This window comes from Microbacterium salitolerans (genome assembly GCF_019720895.1).
Taxonomy (GTDB): Bacteria; Actinomycetota; Actinomycetes; order Actinomycetales; family Microbacteriaceae; genus Microbacterium.
Map to the genome: position 1 here is coordinate 284,584 of NZ_JAHKSH010000001.1, position 15,783 is coordinate 300,366.

Sequence of the window (15,783 nt, forward strand, 5' to 3'; positions counted from 1 at the left end):
TCATGAAGCCCACCAAGAAGACCATCACCCGGACGGCGATGACCGCTGTCGCCGGGGCATCCGCCCTCGCTCTCACCGCCTGCGGTGGAGGAGGAGGCGGAGCCTCGAGCGCCGATGCGTTCAGCGTGCTCGTCAACGTCGAGAACACGGAGGTCGTCGCCGTGCTCGAGACGCTCGCCGACGGCGCCTGCTCCGCCGAGGCCGAGGCGATGCCGCTCGAGATCGAGACGACCCCGCAGACCAACCTCGACCAGCAGCTCCAGCTGCTGGCAGGTCAGGGCGCTCTCCCCGTGCTGTTCTCCGCGGGCAACGCGCCCTCGCTGACGGCCGAGCTCGCCGACTCGGGGCACGTCGCCGACTTCGACGAGGTCCTCGGCGACCTCGGGATCGCCGACCAGATCGAGCCGGCGGCCGTCTCGACGATCGAGTCGCTCTACGGCGGGTTCCGCGCCCTCCCGTTCGAGTACAACGTCGAGGGCATCTGGTACAACAAGCAGATCTTCGCCGAGAACGGCATCGACGAGCCCCAGACGTTCGACGACATGGTCGCCGCCGCCGACACGCTCAGCGCCGCCAGCGTGCAGCCGTTCTCCGCGAGCGGCGAGCAGGGATGGCCGCTCACCCGACTCATCTCGAGCTACATCTTCCGCGACCTCGGCCCCGATGCGCTCCAGAAGGTGGCCGACGGCGACGCGAGCCTCACGGATCCCGAGTACGTGGCGGCCGCCCAGGCGATCGCCGACCTCGGTGAAGAGGGCTGGTTCGGCCAGGGGGTCGGATCCATCGACATGGCGACCAGCGAGAACCAGTTCCTCAACGGATCCGCCGCGATGTTCTACATGGGCAGCTGGTTCCTGAGCGGTCTCAACGACCCCGAGATGAACCAGATCGGCGCCGAGAACGTCGGCTTCATGCCGTTCCCCGCCGTCGAGGGCGGCGCAGGCGACCGCTCGCAGCTCGCGGCCAACGTCGGCCTGCCGCTGACGATGAACGCGAACCTCGTCAACGACGACACGACGCCGTGGCTCGAGTGCATCGTCGAGAACTACGGATCCACGGCCCTCGCGCAGGAGAACCGCGTGTCCGGATTCGCCCTGAACGAGGAGGTCGACGACGTCCCCGAGCTCACGGCCATGGTCCAGGACCAGGTCGCGAATACCGAGACCACGGTGCTCTGGTTCGAGGCGCTGCTCTCGGCCGAGGCGACCACGACCGCGCAGCGCAACGCCGCCCCGCTCGTGACCGGAAGCATCTCCGCCGAAGAGTTCATGCAGAAGGTCCAGAGCGACCGGTAACCCCTCCGCGGGCGGCGGCGCCTCGCCGTCGTCGCCCGCGCTCGCAGGAGATCCCCCTATGAAGAACGTTCTCGGAGATCGTCGCGCCGCGTTCACGCTGCTGGCGCCCGCGCTCATCATCTACTCCGTCGTCATGCTGCTCCCGGTGGTGTGGTCGCTCGGATACACGCTGTTCGAAGGCAACGCGATCAGCGGCTTCCAGTTCGTCGGAGTCGACAACTTCGTGCGGATCCTCGGCGATCAGGAGGCGCACCAGGCGCTGCTGTTCACGCTCAAGTACGCCGTCGTGGTGACGGTCGGCCAGGTCGTCGTCGGGTATCTGCTCTCGCTGCTGTACGTCTTCGGCCTGAAGAGGGCGTCGGGCCTCGTCCGCACGCTCGTGTTCTTCCCGATCGTCATGCCGACCGTGGCCGTCGCGCTGCTCTTCCAGCAGCTCTTCGCGATCGCGCCGACCGACGGCGTCGTGAACTCCGTCCTCGCCGGCTTCGGCGGCGTCCCCGTCGACTGGTTCGGCGACGGCGGCAGCGCGTTCATCGTCATCGCGATCATGGACATCTGGCGCTCGATGGGCTTCTACGGCGTGCTGCTCTACGCGGGCCTCGTCGACATCCCCGAGGACGTCCTCGAGTCGGCCAGGATCGACGGCGCGAGCGGGTGGCGTCTCGTGAAGCACATCGTCCTGCCGCTGTCGTTCCCCGTCCTGATCTCGTCGCTCATCTTCTCGATCAACGGCACGCTCAAGGTGTTCGACAGCATCATGGCGCTCACGGGAGGCGGTCCGGGAACCTCGACGAGCCCCCTCACGATCTCCGTCTTCGACCACGCCTTCACCTACGGCGAGTACGGCTACGGATCCACCCTGGCGATGCTGCTCACGATCATCTGCCTCATCGTCACCCTCTTCATCTTCCGCGCCTCGCGCCGCGACCTCACGAAGGAGCGCGTCCGATGAGTCTCACGCAGTCCACCCGGGTCCTCAGCACAGACGGATCCCGTCGGGACAGGGTCCGCGTTCCGCGCCGCCGCTCACGCGTGCGTCTGCGCCGCCTGCCGCTGTGGATCGCCGTCACGGGTCTGCTCGTCGTCGTGGGATATCCGCTGATCTGGCTGTTCCTCGGATCGTTCAAGACGCAGCGCGAGTTCCTCGAGGAGCCCACGTGGGCGCTTCCGCAGCAGTGGAGCTTCGAGAACTACGCCACGGCCTGGCAGACAGCCGACCTCGGCACGTCGCTGCTCAACAGCGCCATCACGGTGCTGCCGGCGCTCGCCTGCATGCTGCTGTTCGGCACGGCCGCGGCCTTCGCGCTCGAGGTGCTCGTGTGGAAGGGGCGGAGCGGAGTGCTCCTGATCTTCCTCGCGGGGATCATGGTGCCGACGCAGATGATCCTGCTCCCGCTGTTCAGCGCGTACTTCCAGATCGGGCTCACGGGCACGCTCTGGCCGCTCTTCCTGACGTATACCGCGACGGGCATGCCGCTCACGGTGTTCCTCATGGCGACGTACTTCCGCGCGATCCCGCGCGAGGTGTTCGAGGCGGCGACGCTCGACGGCGCGTCGATCTACCGGCAGTTCTTCTCGATCGCCCTGCCGATGATGCGCAACGGCCTGTTCACGGTCGGCCTCGTGCAGTTCTTCTTCTTCTGGAACGACCTGCTGATCGCCCTCACGTTCGCGAACACGGGCAACCTGCGCACGCTGCAGGTCGGCCTGCTCAACTTCAACGGCAACTTCGGCACCACCCAGTACGGTCCGCTCTTCGCGGCCGTCAGCATCAACGTGTTCGCGCTGCTGATCATCTACCTCGTGCTCAATCAGAGCATCCAGAAGGGCCTCACGGCGGGAGCCGTGAAGGGATGACGGCGCGACAGAAGGGATCCCCCATGCGCGTCTCCGCGCCCCGCTTCGAGCACCTCGAGCATGCGCTCGGCATCGGCTCCGCGACGCCGCGACTCTCCTGGCGCATCGACGCCGAGCCCGGCTGGCGCCAATCGGGCTGGCAGGTCGAGGCCACGCGGGGCGACGTCGTCGAGGTCGTGGAGGGTTCCGGGCCGGATCAGGTCCTCGTCGACTGGCCGTTCGCGCCGCTCGCCTCGCGTGAGCGCGCGGCCGTGCGCATCCGGGTGCGCGGCGACGGGGGTGCGTGGTCGGGCTGGGGCGACAGCTCGACCGTCGAGGCGGGCCTGCTGTCGACGCACGACTGGCAGGCGAAGCCCGTCGGCGCCGGCTGGCAGGAGGAGCTCGACACCGAGCGCCGCCCCGCGCTCGTGCGCCGCGCGTTCTCGCTGCCCGCCGACGCCGTGCGCGCGCGCCTCTACGTGACGGCTCACGGGCTCGCCGAAGTCGAGATCAACGGGCGCCGCGTCGGCGACCACGAGCTCACGCCCGGCTGGACGAGCTACGACGAGCGCCTCGTCTACTGGACCTTCGACGTCACGGATCACCTGGACACCGGCGGGAACGTCATCGGCGCCTGGCTCGCGGACGGCTGGTACCGCGGACGGCTCGGGTTCAACGGCGGGTACCGCGACCTGTACGGAACGGATCAGGCGCTCCTCGCGCAGCTCGAGGTCGAGCTGACAGACGGATCCGTCGTCACGATCGCGACGGACGAAGGATGGGTGGCTACGCCGAGCCCGATCCACCTCACGAGCCTGTACGACGGCGAGAAGCACGACGCGCGCGACGAGATCGCGGGATGGTCGGCGCCCGGTGCTCCTGGCGGCGAATGGACGCCGGTCGCGGTCGGGCATCGGGACCCGGCGACGCTCGTCGCCCCGACGCTGCCGCCCGTGCGCGTGACGGAAGAGCTCGAGCCCGTGTCCGTCGAGCCCACGGGCGACGGCGGCTTCCTTCTCGACTTCGGTCAGAACCTCGTCGGGCGCCTGCGGGTCCGAGCCGACGGCGCGGCGGGACACCGCATCGAGCTGCGGCACGCCGAGGTGCTCGAGCGCGGAGCGCTCGGAACGCGTCCGCTCCGCGTGGCCGATGCCCATGACGTGCTGACGCTCGACGGATCCGGCCCGCGCGAGTGGGAGCCGCGCTTCACCTTCCACGGCTTCCGCTACGCGACCGTGCACGGCGTGGACGAGATCAGGCCCGGCGACGTCGTCGCGCGCGTGATGCACACCGACATGCGCCGCACCGGGCGATTCCGGTCGTCGAACGCCGAGCTCGATCGTCTCCACGAGAACGTCGTGTGGGGCATGCGGGGCAACTTCGTGAGCATTCCGACCGACTGCCCGCAGCGCGACGAGCGGCTCGGGTGGACGGGTGACATCCAGGTGTTCGCGCCGACGGCGTCGTACCTCTACGACTGCGCGGGCTTCCTCGAGAGCTGGCTTCGCGATGTCGCCGTCGAGCAGCTCGACGACGGCACGGTGCCGTGGTTCGTGCCGGTCATCCCCGGCGGGTCCACCTGGGAGCCGATCGAGACCGGTGCCGTGTGGGGCGACGTCGCCGTGCTCACGCCGCTGACCGTGCACGAGCGCTTCGGCGATGCCCGGATCCTCGCGGCCCAGTACGACAGTGCGCGAGCCTGGGTCGAGCGTATGATCCGCGAGGCGGGAGCCTCCCGCCTGTGGCGCTCCGGGCACCAGCTCGGGGACTGGCTGGATCCGGCGGCGCCTCCCGAGGATCCGGCCGCGGGCCTCACCGACCGCTATCTGGTCGCCCAGGCGCACTTCGCGCATTCCACGCGGCGCATGGCCGAGATCGCGACCCTCATCGGACGCGCGGCAGAGGCGGAGCGCTACGCGCGGATCGCGGCGCAGGCGCGCGATGCATTCCGCGCAGAGTATGTGCGTCCGAACGGCCGCCTGACGAGCGACGCGCAGACGGCGTACGCCCTGGCGATCCGCTTCGGCCTCCTCTCGGCCGACGAGACGCGAGCCGCGGGCGCCCGCCTGGCCGAGCTCGTGCGCGACGCCGGCAACCGCATCGCGACCGGATTCGCAGGCACGCCCGTCATCTCCGACGCCCTCACCGAGACGGGCCATCTCGACACCGCCTACGACCTGCTGCTCGAGACCGAGTGCCCGTCCTGGCTCTACACGGTGCGCCAGGGCGGCACGACGATCTGGGAGCGCTGGGACTCGATGCTGCCCGACGGCACGATCAACCCCGGTGAGATGACCTCGTTCAATCACTACGCCCTCGGATCCGTGGCCGACTGGATGCACCGCGTGATCGGCGGTCTCTCGCCCGCGGCTCCGGGGTACCGGCGCGTGCTCTGGGCGCCTCAGCCCGGCGGATCCCTCGACCACGCCGAGGTCGTCTTCGACTCGCCCTACGGGCGGATCGAGGGATCCTGGCGTCGCGTGCCCGAGGGAGTCGCGTACCGCCTGTCGATCCCGACCGGCGTCGACGCCGAGGTGCGTCTGCCGGGCGTCGCAGAGGTGACCGTGCTCGAGCCGGGGAGCGTGTTCGAGCGGGTCGTCGCCGACTGAGGGCGGGTTCGGGCGGGAAGGCTGCGCACTCGGTCGGAGATCTGCGCTCCGGCGGCCGATCTCGCCCGATTTCGTCCGACGGAGTGCAGATCTCCGATGTTGTGCAGGGTCCGTCCGCCCGTGCGGGCCCGGGAGCCCGCCCTCACCCCGCCCGCAGCGCGTCGACGAGCGCCGCGATCTCGCGGCCCATGTCGATGGACGGATCCAGCAGCCACTGCGTCTGCAGGCCGTCGGCGGCGGCGATCACGACCGACGCCATGCGGTCGGCGTCGAAGTCGCTCCGCAGGGAGCCGTCGGCCTGGCCGCGCCGGAGGGCGTCGGTCGTGAAGCGCCGCAGGTTCTCGAAGCGTTCGACGAAGTAGTCGTGTGCGGCGTGGGAGGGATCCGCCGCCTCGACGGAGAGCTGCGTATAGAGGTGCACGAGCCCCGGCACCTCGCGGTTGCGCGCGATGATGCGCACGAACCCCTCGAGCATGTCGGCCGGGTCGTCGTCCTCGCCGCCCTGCGCGAGCTCGTCGCGCTTGCGGAGCACGGCGGTGAACAGCTCGTCCTTGCTGTCGAAGTAGTGCAGCAGGCCGGCCTGGCTGAGGCCAACGGCGTCGGCGATCTCGCGCACCGAGGCTCCCCGGTAGCCGTGGCGGGCGATGACGTCGAGCGCCACCTGCAGGATCTCCTCGCGCTTGGCGATGCCCTTCGCATACGCGCCCCGTCGTGCCATGCCTCGAGTGTAAAGCCGAATCGCACTTGTCTTTCAAACCCAAGCGTCATACGGTTTTCTTCGACGGCACACCCGACCCGATGGAGAGTCATGACCGACAAGACGTTCCCCGACGTGGCAGATCTGACGCTCGAAGAGAAGGCGGCGCTCACGAGCGGCCTCGACTTCTGGCACCTCAAGAGCATCGACCGGCACGGCGTGCCGAGCATCATGGTCACCGACGGCCCGCACGGCCTCCGCAAGCAGGCGGGGGAGAGCGACCACCTGGGCCTCAACGCCTCGGTGCCGGCGACCTGCTTCCCGCCGGCGGTCGCGCTCGGATCCTCGTGGGATCCGTCCCTTGCCGCACGCGTCGGCGACGCCATCGGCCGCGAAGCCGCGATCGAGGACGTCGCGGTCGTGCTCGGCCCGGGCGTGAACATCAAGCGGTCGCCCCTGTGCGGCCGCAACTTCGAGTACTTCTCCGAGGATCCGATCCACGCGTCCGACATGGGATCCGGCATCGTGCGCGGGATCCAGAAGAACGGCGTCGGCACCTCGCTCAAGCACTTCGCGGCGAACAACCAGGAGTCCGACCGCATGCGGGTCTCGAGCGACATCGACCCGCGTCCGCTGCGCGAGATCTACCTGCGTGCCTTCCAGGGCGTCGTCGGGGACGAGCAGCCGTGGACGGTGATGTGCTCGTACAACCGGGTCAACGGCGTGTACGCGTCCGAGGATCCCTTCCTCCTCACGCAGGTCCTGCGGGATGAATGGGGCTTCGACGGGCTCGTCGTCAGCGACTGGGGTGCGTCGAACGTGCGCGCCGAGGGCGTGAAGGCGGGCATGGACCTCGAGATGCCGTCGTCGGGCGGCGTCACCGACCGCCAGCTCGTCGACGCCGTGAAGAGCGGCACGCTCGATGAGGCCGATCTCGACCGCGTCGCGCAGCGCGTGCTCGACCTCATTCGGAAGTCGGGTCAGCGGCCCGCGGTCGAGGGCGGATTCGACGTCGATGCGCACCACGCGCTCGCCCGCGAGGCCGCAGCGCGCTCGATCGTGCTGCTCAAGAACGAGGGCGACATCCTGCCGCTCGCGCCGACGCAGAAGATCGCGGTCGTCGGCGAGTTCGCAGCGAAGCCGCGCTTCCAGGGCGGGGGCTCGAGCCACATCAACCCGACGCGGGTCGATGCGGCGCTCGACGCGATCCGCGCGGCCGCGAGCGACGTCGTCTATGCGCCCGGATACGTCGTCCCCGAGCCCCCCGAGGGCATCGGCATGAGCGAGAAGAAGGCGCCGAAGCCCGAGCAGAGCGTGCTCGACCGACTGCGTGCGGAGGCAGTCGAAGCGGCCGCCGGATCCGACGTCGCCGTCGTCTTCCTCGGGCTGCCCGACGAGGACGAGTCGGAGGGCTTCGACCGCACGCACATCGAACTCCCCGCCGAGCAGCTCGCCGTGCTCGACGCCGTGGCCGCCGTCAACGAGAACGTCGTCGTCGTGCTGTCGAACGGCGGCGTCGTGGCGCTGCCCTTCGCGGACCGCGTGCCCGCGATCCTCGAGACCTGGCTGCTCGGCCAGGCGGGCGGATCCGCGACGGCCGACGTGCTCTTCGGATCCGTGAACCCGTCGGGTCGGCTCAGCGAGACGATGCCGCTGCGCCTGCAGGACAGCCCCGCCTACACGTCGTTCCCCGGCGAGAGCCAGCACGTGCGCTACGGCGAGGGACTGTACGTCGGGTACCGCTGGTACGACGCCCGCGAGATGGATGTCGCATTCCCCTTCGGATACGGCCTCTCGTACACGACGTTCTCCTACGGCGCCCCGGTCGCGGTGGCCGACGCCGACGGCATCCGCGTGACGGTCGATGTGACGAACACCGGATCCGCTGCAGGCCGCGAGGTCGTGCAGGCGTACGTCTCCGTGCCGGAGACGTCCGTCGAGCGCCCGCCGCGTGAGCTGAAGGCGTTCCAGAGCGTCGAGATCCCGGCCGGGGAGACCGTGCCGGTCGAGCTGCGGATCCGCCGTCGCGACCTCGCCTACTGGGAGATCCGCACGGACGAGTGGATCGTCGAGGACGCCGCGTACCGGGTCGAGGTCGGATCCTCCAGCCGAGACCTCCACGGATCCGTGGACGTCGACGTCGCGGGCGACGCGTTCGTGGTGCCGCTGCACGCGACCTCATCCGTGGCAGAGGCGGTCGCGCATCCCGTCGCCGGTCCCGCGGCGCGCGAGGCGCTGGAGGGGACGACCTTCTCGGAGATCTTCTCGCTCGACGAGGTCGCCGCGAACCCCATGGCGCGCTCGATGCCGCTGAACCGCCTCGTCAGCTTCGGCGTCGGAGCGGACGTCGTCGACCGGATCCTCGCCGCCGGCGCATAGTCACTCGCGCCGACTCCGCCCCGTCGCGCCGTTCTTCGGAACGCGCGGCGGGGCGTCGTCGTGTGCGAAGCCGCATCCCGGAGCGACTCGCGTCCGTTCGCGCGGAGATCTGCGTTCCAGAGGAGATCTGGCCGCGTTTTCGTCCGATGCTGTGCAGATCTCCGCTGTTGTGCGCGGTCCATCTGGCCGAGTGCGCGCCCGGGCGGATCCCCGCAGGTGGAATTCCCAGCCGCCGTCGCCTAAAGTTGCGCGACGGCGCGTGAATCGTTTCATATCGCATTCGATTCGGAGCCGGCAGAGCCGCCCCGCGCACGATATTCGGATTTCAAGGAAGAGACGAACAACCACATGGTACGCATCGGTGCGAAGAGCACGACGGGGTGGAAAGCCACCATCGCCGTCGCGATGTCGAATTACATCGAGGCCGGATCGATCATCGCGATCGCCACGAGCCTCACGTTCTGGCAGGACGCGTTCGGCTTCGACAACGCGTTCGCGGGACTGCTCGCCGCGCTGAGCGCGAATGCGTTCGGCGCCGCGATCGGCGCGATCATCGGCGGCCCGCTGTGCGACCGCTACGGTCGCAAGTTCATCTACACGTACGACCTGATCCTCTACATGATCGGCGTGCTGCTCGCGGTGTTCGCGATGGGCCCCGGCATGCTGATGATCGCGTTCATCCTGACGGGCATCGCGGTCGGCGCGGGCGTCCCCGCGTCGTGGACGTACATCGCGGAGGAGGCGCCGAGCGATCGTCGCGCCGCGCACGTCGGCACAGCGCAGCTCGCCTGGTCGGTCGGCCCGGCCATCGGATTCCTGCTCGCCGCGCTCCTCGAGCCGATGGAGCTCATGGGATCGCGCCTCATCTTCGCCCACCTCTTCGTCGTCGCGTTCATCACCTGGTGGGTGCGCCGCGGCCTCTCGGAGTCGAAGAGCTGGAAGAACACGCAGGCGCTGCGCACGAAGCAGGGCGACAAGGCGGCGGCCGGTCGCGGCTTCAAGGCGCTCCTGGGGCGCAAGCAGAACATCCTCGCGCTGCTGTTCCTCATCGGCGTCTACGCGTTCTGGAACACCGTCGCGGGTCAGGCCGGCATCTTCATGCCGCGCGTGTACGACGCGTCGGGCTTCACGGACGTGCAGCAGCAGTTCCTCCTGCAGTCGTTCCTCTGGGGGATGACCGTGGTCGGAACGTTCGTCTTCATGAGCCTCGGCGACCGCATGTCGCGCCGCCTGCTGTTCTTCATCGGCGCCGTCATGGGCATCGCCGGCTGGGTCGTGCTCGTCTACATGCCGGTCTCGCCCGTGTCGCTGTTCGGCTTCGCGATCCTCTGGGGCTTCGCCTCGGGAATCGGCGCGCAGGCGTTCTACGGACTCTGGACGGCCGAGCTGTTCGCGACGCAGTACCGCGCGTCGGCGCAGGGCTTCCTGTTCTTCGTCGCCCGCATCATGGTCGGAATCCTCAGCTACGGCTTCCCGGTCTGGCTCGTCACCCTCGGCCTGCACACGCTCGGAGCGATCCTCATCGGGATCCTCGCGGTGTCGCTCGTCGTCGGCACGATCTGGGCGCCGAACACCCGCGGCAAGTCGCTCGAGGAGATCGAGGACGAGCGCTACGGCAAGGTCAAGGACGACGCGTTGGCCTGACCCCTCCTCGGTGCAGCGCCCCGTCGGCTTCGGCCGGCGGGGCGCTGTCGCGCATGTCCGCTGCGCGATGCCTCCTCCCAGGGCCGCAGTCCCCCGGCGGCTGCTGTGCGACCCGCCTCCCGCCAAAGCCGATGCCAGAGGCCGCGGGAGAAGGCATCGCACCGCTCGGCGGTCGCCGCCGGCAGATGCATCGGGAGTGCGGCGGATCCGTCGGAATCGCCAGCGCGTCGACGCATCGTCAGCGGTTCAGAGCGGATCCGCCCCTCACACCTCCGCGAGGTCGCGGTCGAGCGCGCGGAACTGGGCGGCGCCGATGCCCGCGCGCCCCGCGATCGTCAGCAGGCTGGCCGTCGGCGGGAGGCCGACGAGGTCGACGTCGACGAGGTCCGGCGCATGGCGCCGGACGACCTCGCGCATCCGGGCGTCGTCGAGCAGGCGCGCGAGTGGGGTCTGCATGCGCTCGGGGGCCGCCAGCTCGCTGAGGCGCGGCAGAGGATCCGTGCGGGCGAGCACGCGATCACGGTGCACGCGCGCGAGCAGGTGCTCCGGCCCGACGGCTCCCTGCGCCGGAAGACCGAGCCGTGCGAACTGGCTCGCGGGTGCGTCGTTCGCGCGCATCGCCTCGACGAGCAGCTGCGCCATCCGCAGCTCGGCTTCGTCATCGAGGAGTGGATCCACCTGGTCGGGATCCTGCGTCAGGTCGAACAGCTCCGTGCCGTGCCGCCACGAGCTCATCCAGGCCGGGCGCACGGGGATCCGCATGGTGCGGAGGCCCTTCGTGAAGGAGAACGGCTCGGCCGGCTCCCACGCGCCGAGCTCACTGGGTGCGAAGCGCGACCGCATGTGCGTGGGCATGAGAGTGAAGTCCTCGAGCGGTGCGTTGTCGGGAGCGACGGCGGAGCGCATGTAGACGTAGCGCCCGTCCGTGATGTTGACGTGGTCGCCGTGCTTGCCGAACAGGGCGGCAGGCGGCCCGGCGGCTCTCGCGGACGAGAGCGCCATCCCCTCCATATCGGACGTCGGCTCCAGGCCGAAGAAGTCGAGCAGCGTGACGGGGATGTCGACTGTGCGGGCGAGGCGCTCGTCGCGCGCGTCGCGGCGCCCGGTGCGCGGATCCCAGAGGTACATGGGCAGGTGGACGAGCTCGTTGTACCAGGGCTGGAAGGACTTCGCCCACCATCCGCGCTCGCCCAGCATGTATCCGTGATCGGTGTTGACGATCAGCATCGTGTCGTCCCAGAGCCCGTGTTCGTCCATCGCGTCGAGCACGCGCCCGACCGAGTGATCGCACATCTCGAGCAGGGCGCGGTACTCCTCGCGCGCCAGCGCGACCGCGTCGTCGTCCTCGACGACGCGTCGGTACGGCGGCCAGTCTGCGACGGACTCGCCCGCGAGACCGCGCTTCTCGCGGAAGCGCTCCGCGGCGAAGAACGGCTCGTGGGGGTCGAACAGCTCGAGCTGCAGCATCCAGCGGTCGGCGTCGGCGTTCGTCTCGATGAACTCGAGCCCGGCGTCGACCGTGCGGGTCTGGGAATGGTCGGCCTCTGTCGCCATGTAGGCGCGGTTGACCTCGTCCTGCGCGTGCATGCGGTGGAGCACGTTCTCTCCGGGGTCGACGTGACCCACGACCCCCTTCCACGGGTCGCCCTCCTGTCCGCGGAAGAACTCCCACGTGCTGTAGCGCGTGTGGTAGGTCGCGCCTCCGTCCTCCCAGTAGTGCTGGTGGTCCGAGGCGAGGTGGGTGTGGATCCCCGCCTGCCCCAGCATCTCGGGCACGGAGTCGTCGAACGGCTCGAGCGGACCCCAGCTGCGGTGGAGGAAGTTGTGGCGCCCCGTGTGCATCTCGCGACGGGCGGGCATGCACGGCATGGATCCCGCGAAGAAGTTCTCGAACGCGACGGATCGCTCGGCGAGCCGGGAGAAGTTCGGCAGGTCCGCCAGCTCGTCGTACGGCGGCACCATGCGCCGATTGAGGCTGTCGAACATCAGGATGATGGCGCGCATCAGCGATTCTCCTCTGCGAGAGCGAGGTGGATCTCCTCGCTGGGGGCATAGCCGAGCCGCCACGCACCGACCCAGATGTCGGATCCCTCCGGCGGCGAGAACGGCGCGGTGTACAGGTTCCAGTGCCGGCCGTCCTGCCGCGGCGAGCCGCTCTGCTCCTCGATGTTCGTGCGCTCCCGCACCGCGCCGGGCGGCGTGGCGGTCCACCCGATCGAGGCTCCGGGTGTCGTGCACGTCACCGTCACGGCACCGCCCGTCGTGTGGACCTCGGGGGACGCCGTGGCGCGCGGGCTGCCGCCCGGTCGCCAGCGCTCGAGAAGCGCGACCTCGGAGTCGACGCCGAGATCACCGTGGGTGTCGCGCCATTCGTCGAGGGCGCGACGCAGTCGATCCCGCACGTCGCGATAGGCGGGCTCGCCGATGAGATTCGTCGTCTCGTGGGGATCCGTCTGAATGTCGTAGAGCTCCTCCGGGGGACGCGGCACGGCGACGATCGAGCGCTGAAGGTCTGTCAGAACGGAGGGCACTTCGCCGAGCGAGAGCCGCTGACCCTCCTCGTGCACGAGCCGGCGCAGCTCCGCCCACGTGTCGAGGTGATCGGGGTAGTAGTTGTACTGCATGCCCGAGCGATCCGGGTGCAGATTGAGGGTGTACCGGAATCGCGCGTCGCGCACGGTCCGCACGGCATCCTCCTGCGCGTCCATGCGGTCGCGCGCCCCGAATGCGTACGGCGCGGCGGGGAGGCCTGCTCCAGCGGAGTCGAACAGGGGCGTGCCGTGCATGTGCTCGGGCACCTCGAGCCCGGCGGCGGCGAGCATGGTCGGCGCGAGATCCATGGTCTGCACGACCTCGTCGCGAGCCGTCCCGGCGGGGATCCGTCCAGGCCAGCGTGCGATGAGCGGCACCCGCAGCCCCGCTTCGTTCGCCCAGCGCTTCGCCCGCGGGAAGCTCGCGCCGTGATCGCTCCAGAAGACGACGAGCGTGTCCTCGGTGAGTCCGTCCTCCTCGAGCTCGTCGAGGATCCGTCCGACCCAGGCATCCATTGCGGTGATGAGGTCGTAGTAGCGGGCCCAGGCCGTGCGGAACGGCTCGGTGTCGGGGTGGTACGGCGGGAAGCTCGTCTGGGCGGGATCCACGCGCTCGTCGTCGGCGAGGTCTGCCGTCTCGGCGGCGTACGGACCGTCTCCGTAGATCCGGGACTCGTGCGTGATCAGGCTGTGGAACGACGCGAAGAACGGAGCGCCGTCCGGCCGGTTGCGCCAGTGAGCGTTCGGCGAGCAGTCGTCGAACGCGGTCGGGGGCGTCTCGACCTGGAAGTCGGTGAACCAGTTGTTCGACGTGTAGTAGCCGGCCGCACGGAAGGTCTCGCTCACGAGACCGACCTCCTCCGGCGGGACCGCCTTGGTGCGCATGTGCATCGTGCCGATCGAGATCGGGTAGCACCCCGTCATGATCGCGGAGCGCGCGGGCGCGCACACGGGCGCGGCGGCGAAGGCCTGATCGAAGCGCACTCCCGCGTGGGCGAGCGCGTCGATGCGCGGGGTGGAGGGCTGGTCGGCGTCGGGCCACAGGCCCTCGTAGGCCCCCAGATGCGGATTGATGTCGTGGGTCGAGATCCACACGATGTTCGGCGACGTCGTCGTCATGTGCGCCAGTATCCTCTCTGCCTCATTGCAAAACCACTGAACAGCGTTTAGTCTTTCACGCATCCGGTGGCGATGCAGCCCCGACCGGCCTCCACACAACGACGTCAGGAGACGCCATGCGCAGAACCCGAATCATGTCCATGGCCGCGGCGACCGCCGCCGCGGCACTCACGCTGACCGCCTGCGGGGGGAGCAGCGGAGACGACGGCGGCGGCACCAGCGCCGACGGCACGGCGCCGCTGCTCTCGCTCGGCGCCCTCCTCGAACCCACGAGCTGGGATCCGGCGCAGGCGAACGAGGGGCACCTGGCTCCCATCTACCAGTCGCTGTACGACACGCTCATCAAGCGCGAGCCCGATGGGGAGCTCAGCCCGATGCTCGCGACGGAATGGTCGTGGAGCGACGACGAGCTCGCACTCACCCTCGAGCTGCGCGACGACGTGACGTTCAGCGACGGCGTGGCGTTCGACGCCGAGGCCGTCGTGGCGAACATCGAGCACTTCCAGCAGGCGAACGGCCCCATGCTCGGCAACCTCAGCGCCGTCGAGAGCGCGGAGGCCGTCGACACGCACACGGTCGTCCTCCACCTCGCGTCTCCGGATCCCGATCTGCCGGACAGCCTCGCGAACGCGGGCGGCTACATGGCGAGTCCCGACGCCCTCGCGGCCGGGACGATCGAGACGGAGCCCGCCGGCTCCGGCCCCTACACGTACGACCAGGACGGGTCCGTCGCGGGGTCGACCATCAGCTTCACGCGGACCGAGGCCTACTGGGGCGAGGATCTGCCGTACGACGAGGTCGAGTTCCAGATCCTCACGGATGAGACGGCTCGCCTCAACGCGCTGACGTCGGGACAGGTGAACTTCACGGCGCTCAACCGCGCCGCGTCGGCGCTGCAGGCGACGGGCGCCGGGCTCAACATGGAAGAGGACTTCACCGTCAACTGGGCGGGCATCCTCTTCTTCGACCGCGACGGCGCGATCCAGCCGGAGTTCGAGGACCCGCGTGTCCGTGAGGCGCTCGCGCTGGCGATCGACCGCCAGGCTCTCGTCGACGTCGGCTGGGAGGGGCTCGGCGAGACGACCTCGCAGGTGTACGGCCCGGACTCGAACGCGTACGACGAGGAGCTCGAGTCGGCCTATGAGTACGACCCGGAGCGCGCCGAGGAGCTGCTCGCCGAAGCCGGCGCCGGCGACATGACGATCACGTTCCCCACGACGGCCGTCTTCGAACCCGTCCTCTACGACGCGATCTTCCAGAACTGGGAGGACATCGGCGTCACGGTGAAGACCGAGCAGTGGGGGCCGGGCGAGGCGATTCCGTCGATGATGCGCGGCGAGTACGCGGCCTCGTTCTTCACGCTCGCCCAGCGCTCCGACTGGGGCACCGTCAAGTTCCTCCTCGCGGAGGACGCCTCCTGGAACCCACTGGGATCGACGGACCCGGAGCTCCAGGACCTCATCGACGCCTACCCTGCCGCGTCGGAGGAGGAGCGTCCGCAGGTCGCGCGCGACATCAACACGTGGATCGTCGAGAACGACTGGTTCGCACCGATCGCCCGACCCGGCACGTTCAACCTGTGGGACGACACGGTCGACGTCGAGGTGCAGACGCGCCAGGCCGTGCCCTCGATCTACAACTTCGCGCCCGCCGGCAGCTGACCTGCGTGGGGT

10 protein-coding genes are annotated in these 15,783 nt (G+C 69.5%); 7 read left to right on the forward strand and 3 right to left on the reverse strand.

The window, feature by feature from the left end; all coding sequences use genetic code 11:
* Positions 1 to 2 precede the first annotated feature (2 nt).
* The 4 genes from KOL93_RS01315 to KOL93_RS01330 are packed head-to-tail and all read left to right on the forward strand — an operon-like array spanning position 3 to position 5,740.
* Positions 3 to 1,295, forward strand: coding sequence for an ABC transporter substrate-binding protein (locus KOL93_RS01315; protein ID WP_221583498.1), 1,293 nt, complete (start codon positions 3 to 5; stop codon positions 1,293 to 1,295).
* Between the two features lie 58 nt (positions 1,296 to 1,353).
* Positions 1,354 to 2,247, forward strand: coding sequence for a carbohydrate ABC transporter permease (locus KOL93_RS01320; protein WP_221583499.1), 894 nt, complete (start codon positions 1,354 to 1,356; stop codon positions 2,245 to 2,247).
* The gene (locus KOL93_RS01325; RefSeq protein ID WP_221583500.1) at positions 2,244 to 3,152 is read left to right on the forward strand and encodes a carbohydrate ABC transporter permease; all 909 of its coding nucleotides are present in this window, start codon (positions 2,244 to 2,246) and stop codon (positions 3,150 to 3,152) included. Before KOL93_RS01320 ends, KOL93_RS01325 begins: the two co-directional genes overlap by 4 nt.
* A gap of 23 nt (positions 3,153 to 3,175) precedes the next feature.
* The gene (locus KOL93_RS01330) at positions 3,176 to 5,740 is read left to right on the forward strand and encodes an alpha-L-rhamnosidase (protein WP_221583501.1); all 2,565 of its coding nucleotides are present in this window, start codon (positions 3,176 to 3,178) and stop codon (positions 5,738 to 5,740) included.
* 142 nt (positions 5,741 to 5,882) lie between these two features.
* Here KOL93_RS01330 and KOL93_RS01335 read toward each other — a convergent pair whose 3' ends face one another.
* Complete coding sequence (locus tag KOL93_RS01335; RefSeq protein ID WP_221583502.1) at positions 5,883 to 6,458, reverse strand: TetR/AcrR family transcriptional regulator; 576 nt, start codon at positions 6,456 to 6,458, stop codon at positions 5,883 to 5,885.
* A 90-nt stretch (positions 6,459 to 6,548) separates the two neighbouring features.
* Here KOL93_RS01335 and KOL93_RS01340 point away from each other — a divergent pair, with 90 nt between their 5' ends.
* Together KOL93_RS01340 and KOL93_RS01345 are read left to right on the forward strand one after the other, a co-directional pair.
* Positions 6,549 to 8,816, forward strand: a complete 2,268-nt coding sequence (locus KOL93_RS01340) for a glycoside hydrolase family 3 C-terminal domain-containing protein (RefSeq protein ID WP_221583503.1) — start codon at positions 6,549 to 6,551, stop codon at positions 8,814 to 8,816.
* A gap of 405 nt (positions 8,817 to 9,221) precedes the next feature.
* Positions 9,222 to 10,460 (forward strand): MFS transporter, encoded by a 1,239-nt coding sequence (locus KOL93_RS01345; protein WP_260405829.1) that lies wholly within the window; start codon positions 9,222 to 9,224, stop codon positions 10,458 to 10,460.
* Between the two features lie 264 nt (positions 10,461 to 10,724).
* On the opposite strand, the gene KOL93_RS01350 is transcribed toward KOL93_RS01345, so the two are convergent.
* Both KOL93_RS01350 and KOL93_RS01355 read right to left on the reverse strand, forming a co-directional pair.
* Positions 10,725 to 12,464, reverse strand: a complete 1,740-nt coding sequence (locus KOL93_RS01350; protein WP_221583505.1) for a sulfatase — start codon at positions 12,462 to 12,464, stop codon at positions 10,725 to 10,727.
* On the reverse strand, positions 12,464 to 14,110 hold the full coding sequence (locus KOL93_RS01355) for a sulfatase family protein (protein ID WP_221583506.1): 1,647 nt from the start codon (positions 14,108 to 14,110) through the stop codon (positions 12,464 to 12,466). Before KOL93_RS01355 ends, KOL93_RS01350 begins: the two co-directional genes overlap by 1 nt.
* Positions 14,111 to 14,226: 116 nt before the next feature.
* Here KOL93_RS01355 and KOL93_RS01360 point away from each other — a divergent pair, with 116 nt between their 5' ends.
* Positions 14,227 to 15,771, forward strand: coding sequence for an ABC transporter substrate-binding protein (locus KOL93_RS01360; RefSeq protein WP_221583507.1), 1,545 nt, complete (start codon positions 14,227 to 14,229; stop codon positions 15,769 to 15,771).
* Positions 15,772 to 15,783: the final 12 nt, after the last annotated feature.

Excerpts from the sequence above, each read along its gene's own strand:
- KOL93_RS01340 (WP_221583503.1), top strand. The coding sequence starts at position 6,549 with ATGACCGACAAGACGTTCCCCGACGTGGCAGATCTGACGCTCGAAGAG.
- KOL93_RS01320 (WP_221583499.1), top strand. The coding sequence starts at position 1,354 with ATGAAGAACGTTCTCGGAGATCGTCGCGCCGCGTTCACGCTGCTGGCG.
- KOL93_RS01315 (WP_221583498.1), top strand. The coding sequence starts at position 3 with ATGAAGCCCACCAAGAAGACCATCACCCGGACGGCGATGACCGCTGTC.
- KOL93_RS01330 (WP_221583501.1), top strand. The coding sequence starts at position 3,176 with ATGCGCGTCTCCGCGCCCCGCTTCGAGCACCTCGAGCATGCGCTCGGC.
- KOL93_RS01360 (WP_221583507.1), top strand. The coding sequence starts at position 14,227 with ATGCGCAGAACCCGAATCATGTCCATGGCCGCGGCGACCGCCGCCGCG.
- KOL93_RS01325 (WP_221583500.1), top strand. The coding sequence starts at position 2,244 with ATGAGTCTCACGCAGTCCACCCGGGTCCTCAGCACAGACGGATCCCGT.
- KOL93_RS01350 (WP_221583505.1), bottom strand. The coding sequence starts at position 12,464 with ATGCGCGCCATCATCCTGATGTTCGACAGCCTCAATCGGCGCATGGTG.
- KOL93_RS01335 (WP_221583502.1), bottom strand. The coding sequence starts at position 6,458 with ATGGCACGACGGGGCGCGTATGCGAAGGGCATCGCCAAGCGCGAGGAG.
- KOL93_RS01345 (WP_260405829.1), top strand. The coding sequence starts at position 9,222 with ATGTCGAATTACATCGAGGCCGGATCGATCATCGCGATCGCCACGAGC.
- KOL93_RS01355 (WP_221583506.1), bottom strand. The coding sequence starts at position 14,110 with ATGACGACGACGTCGCCGAACATCGTGTGGATCTCGACCCACGACATC.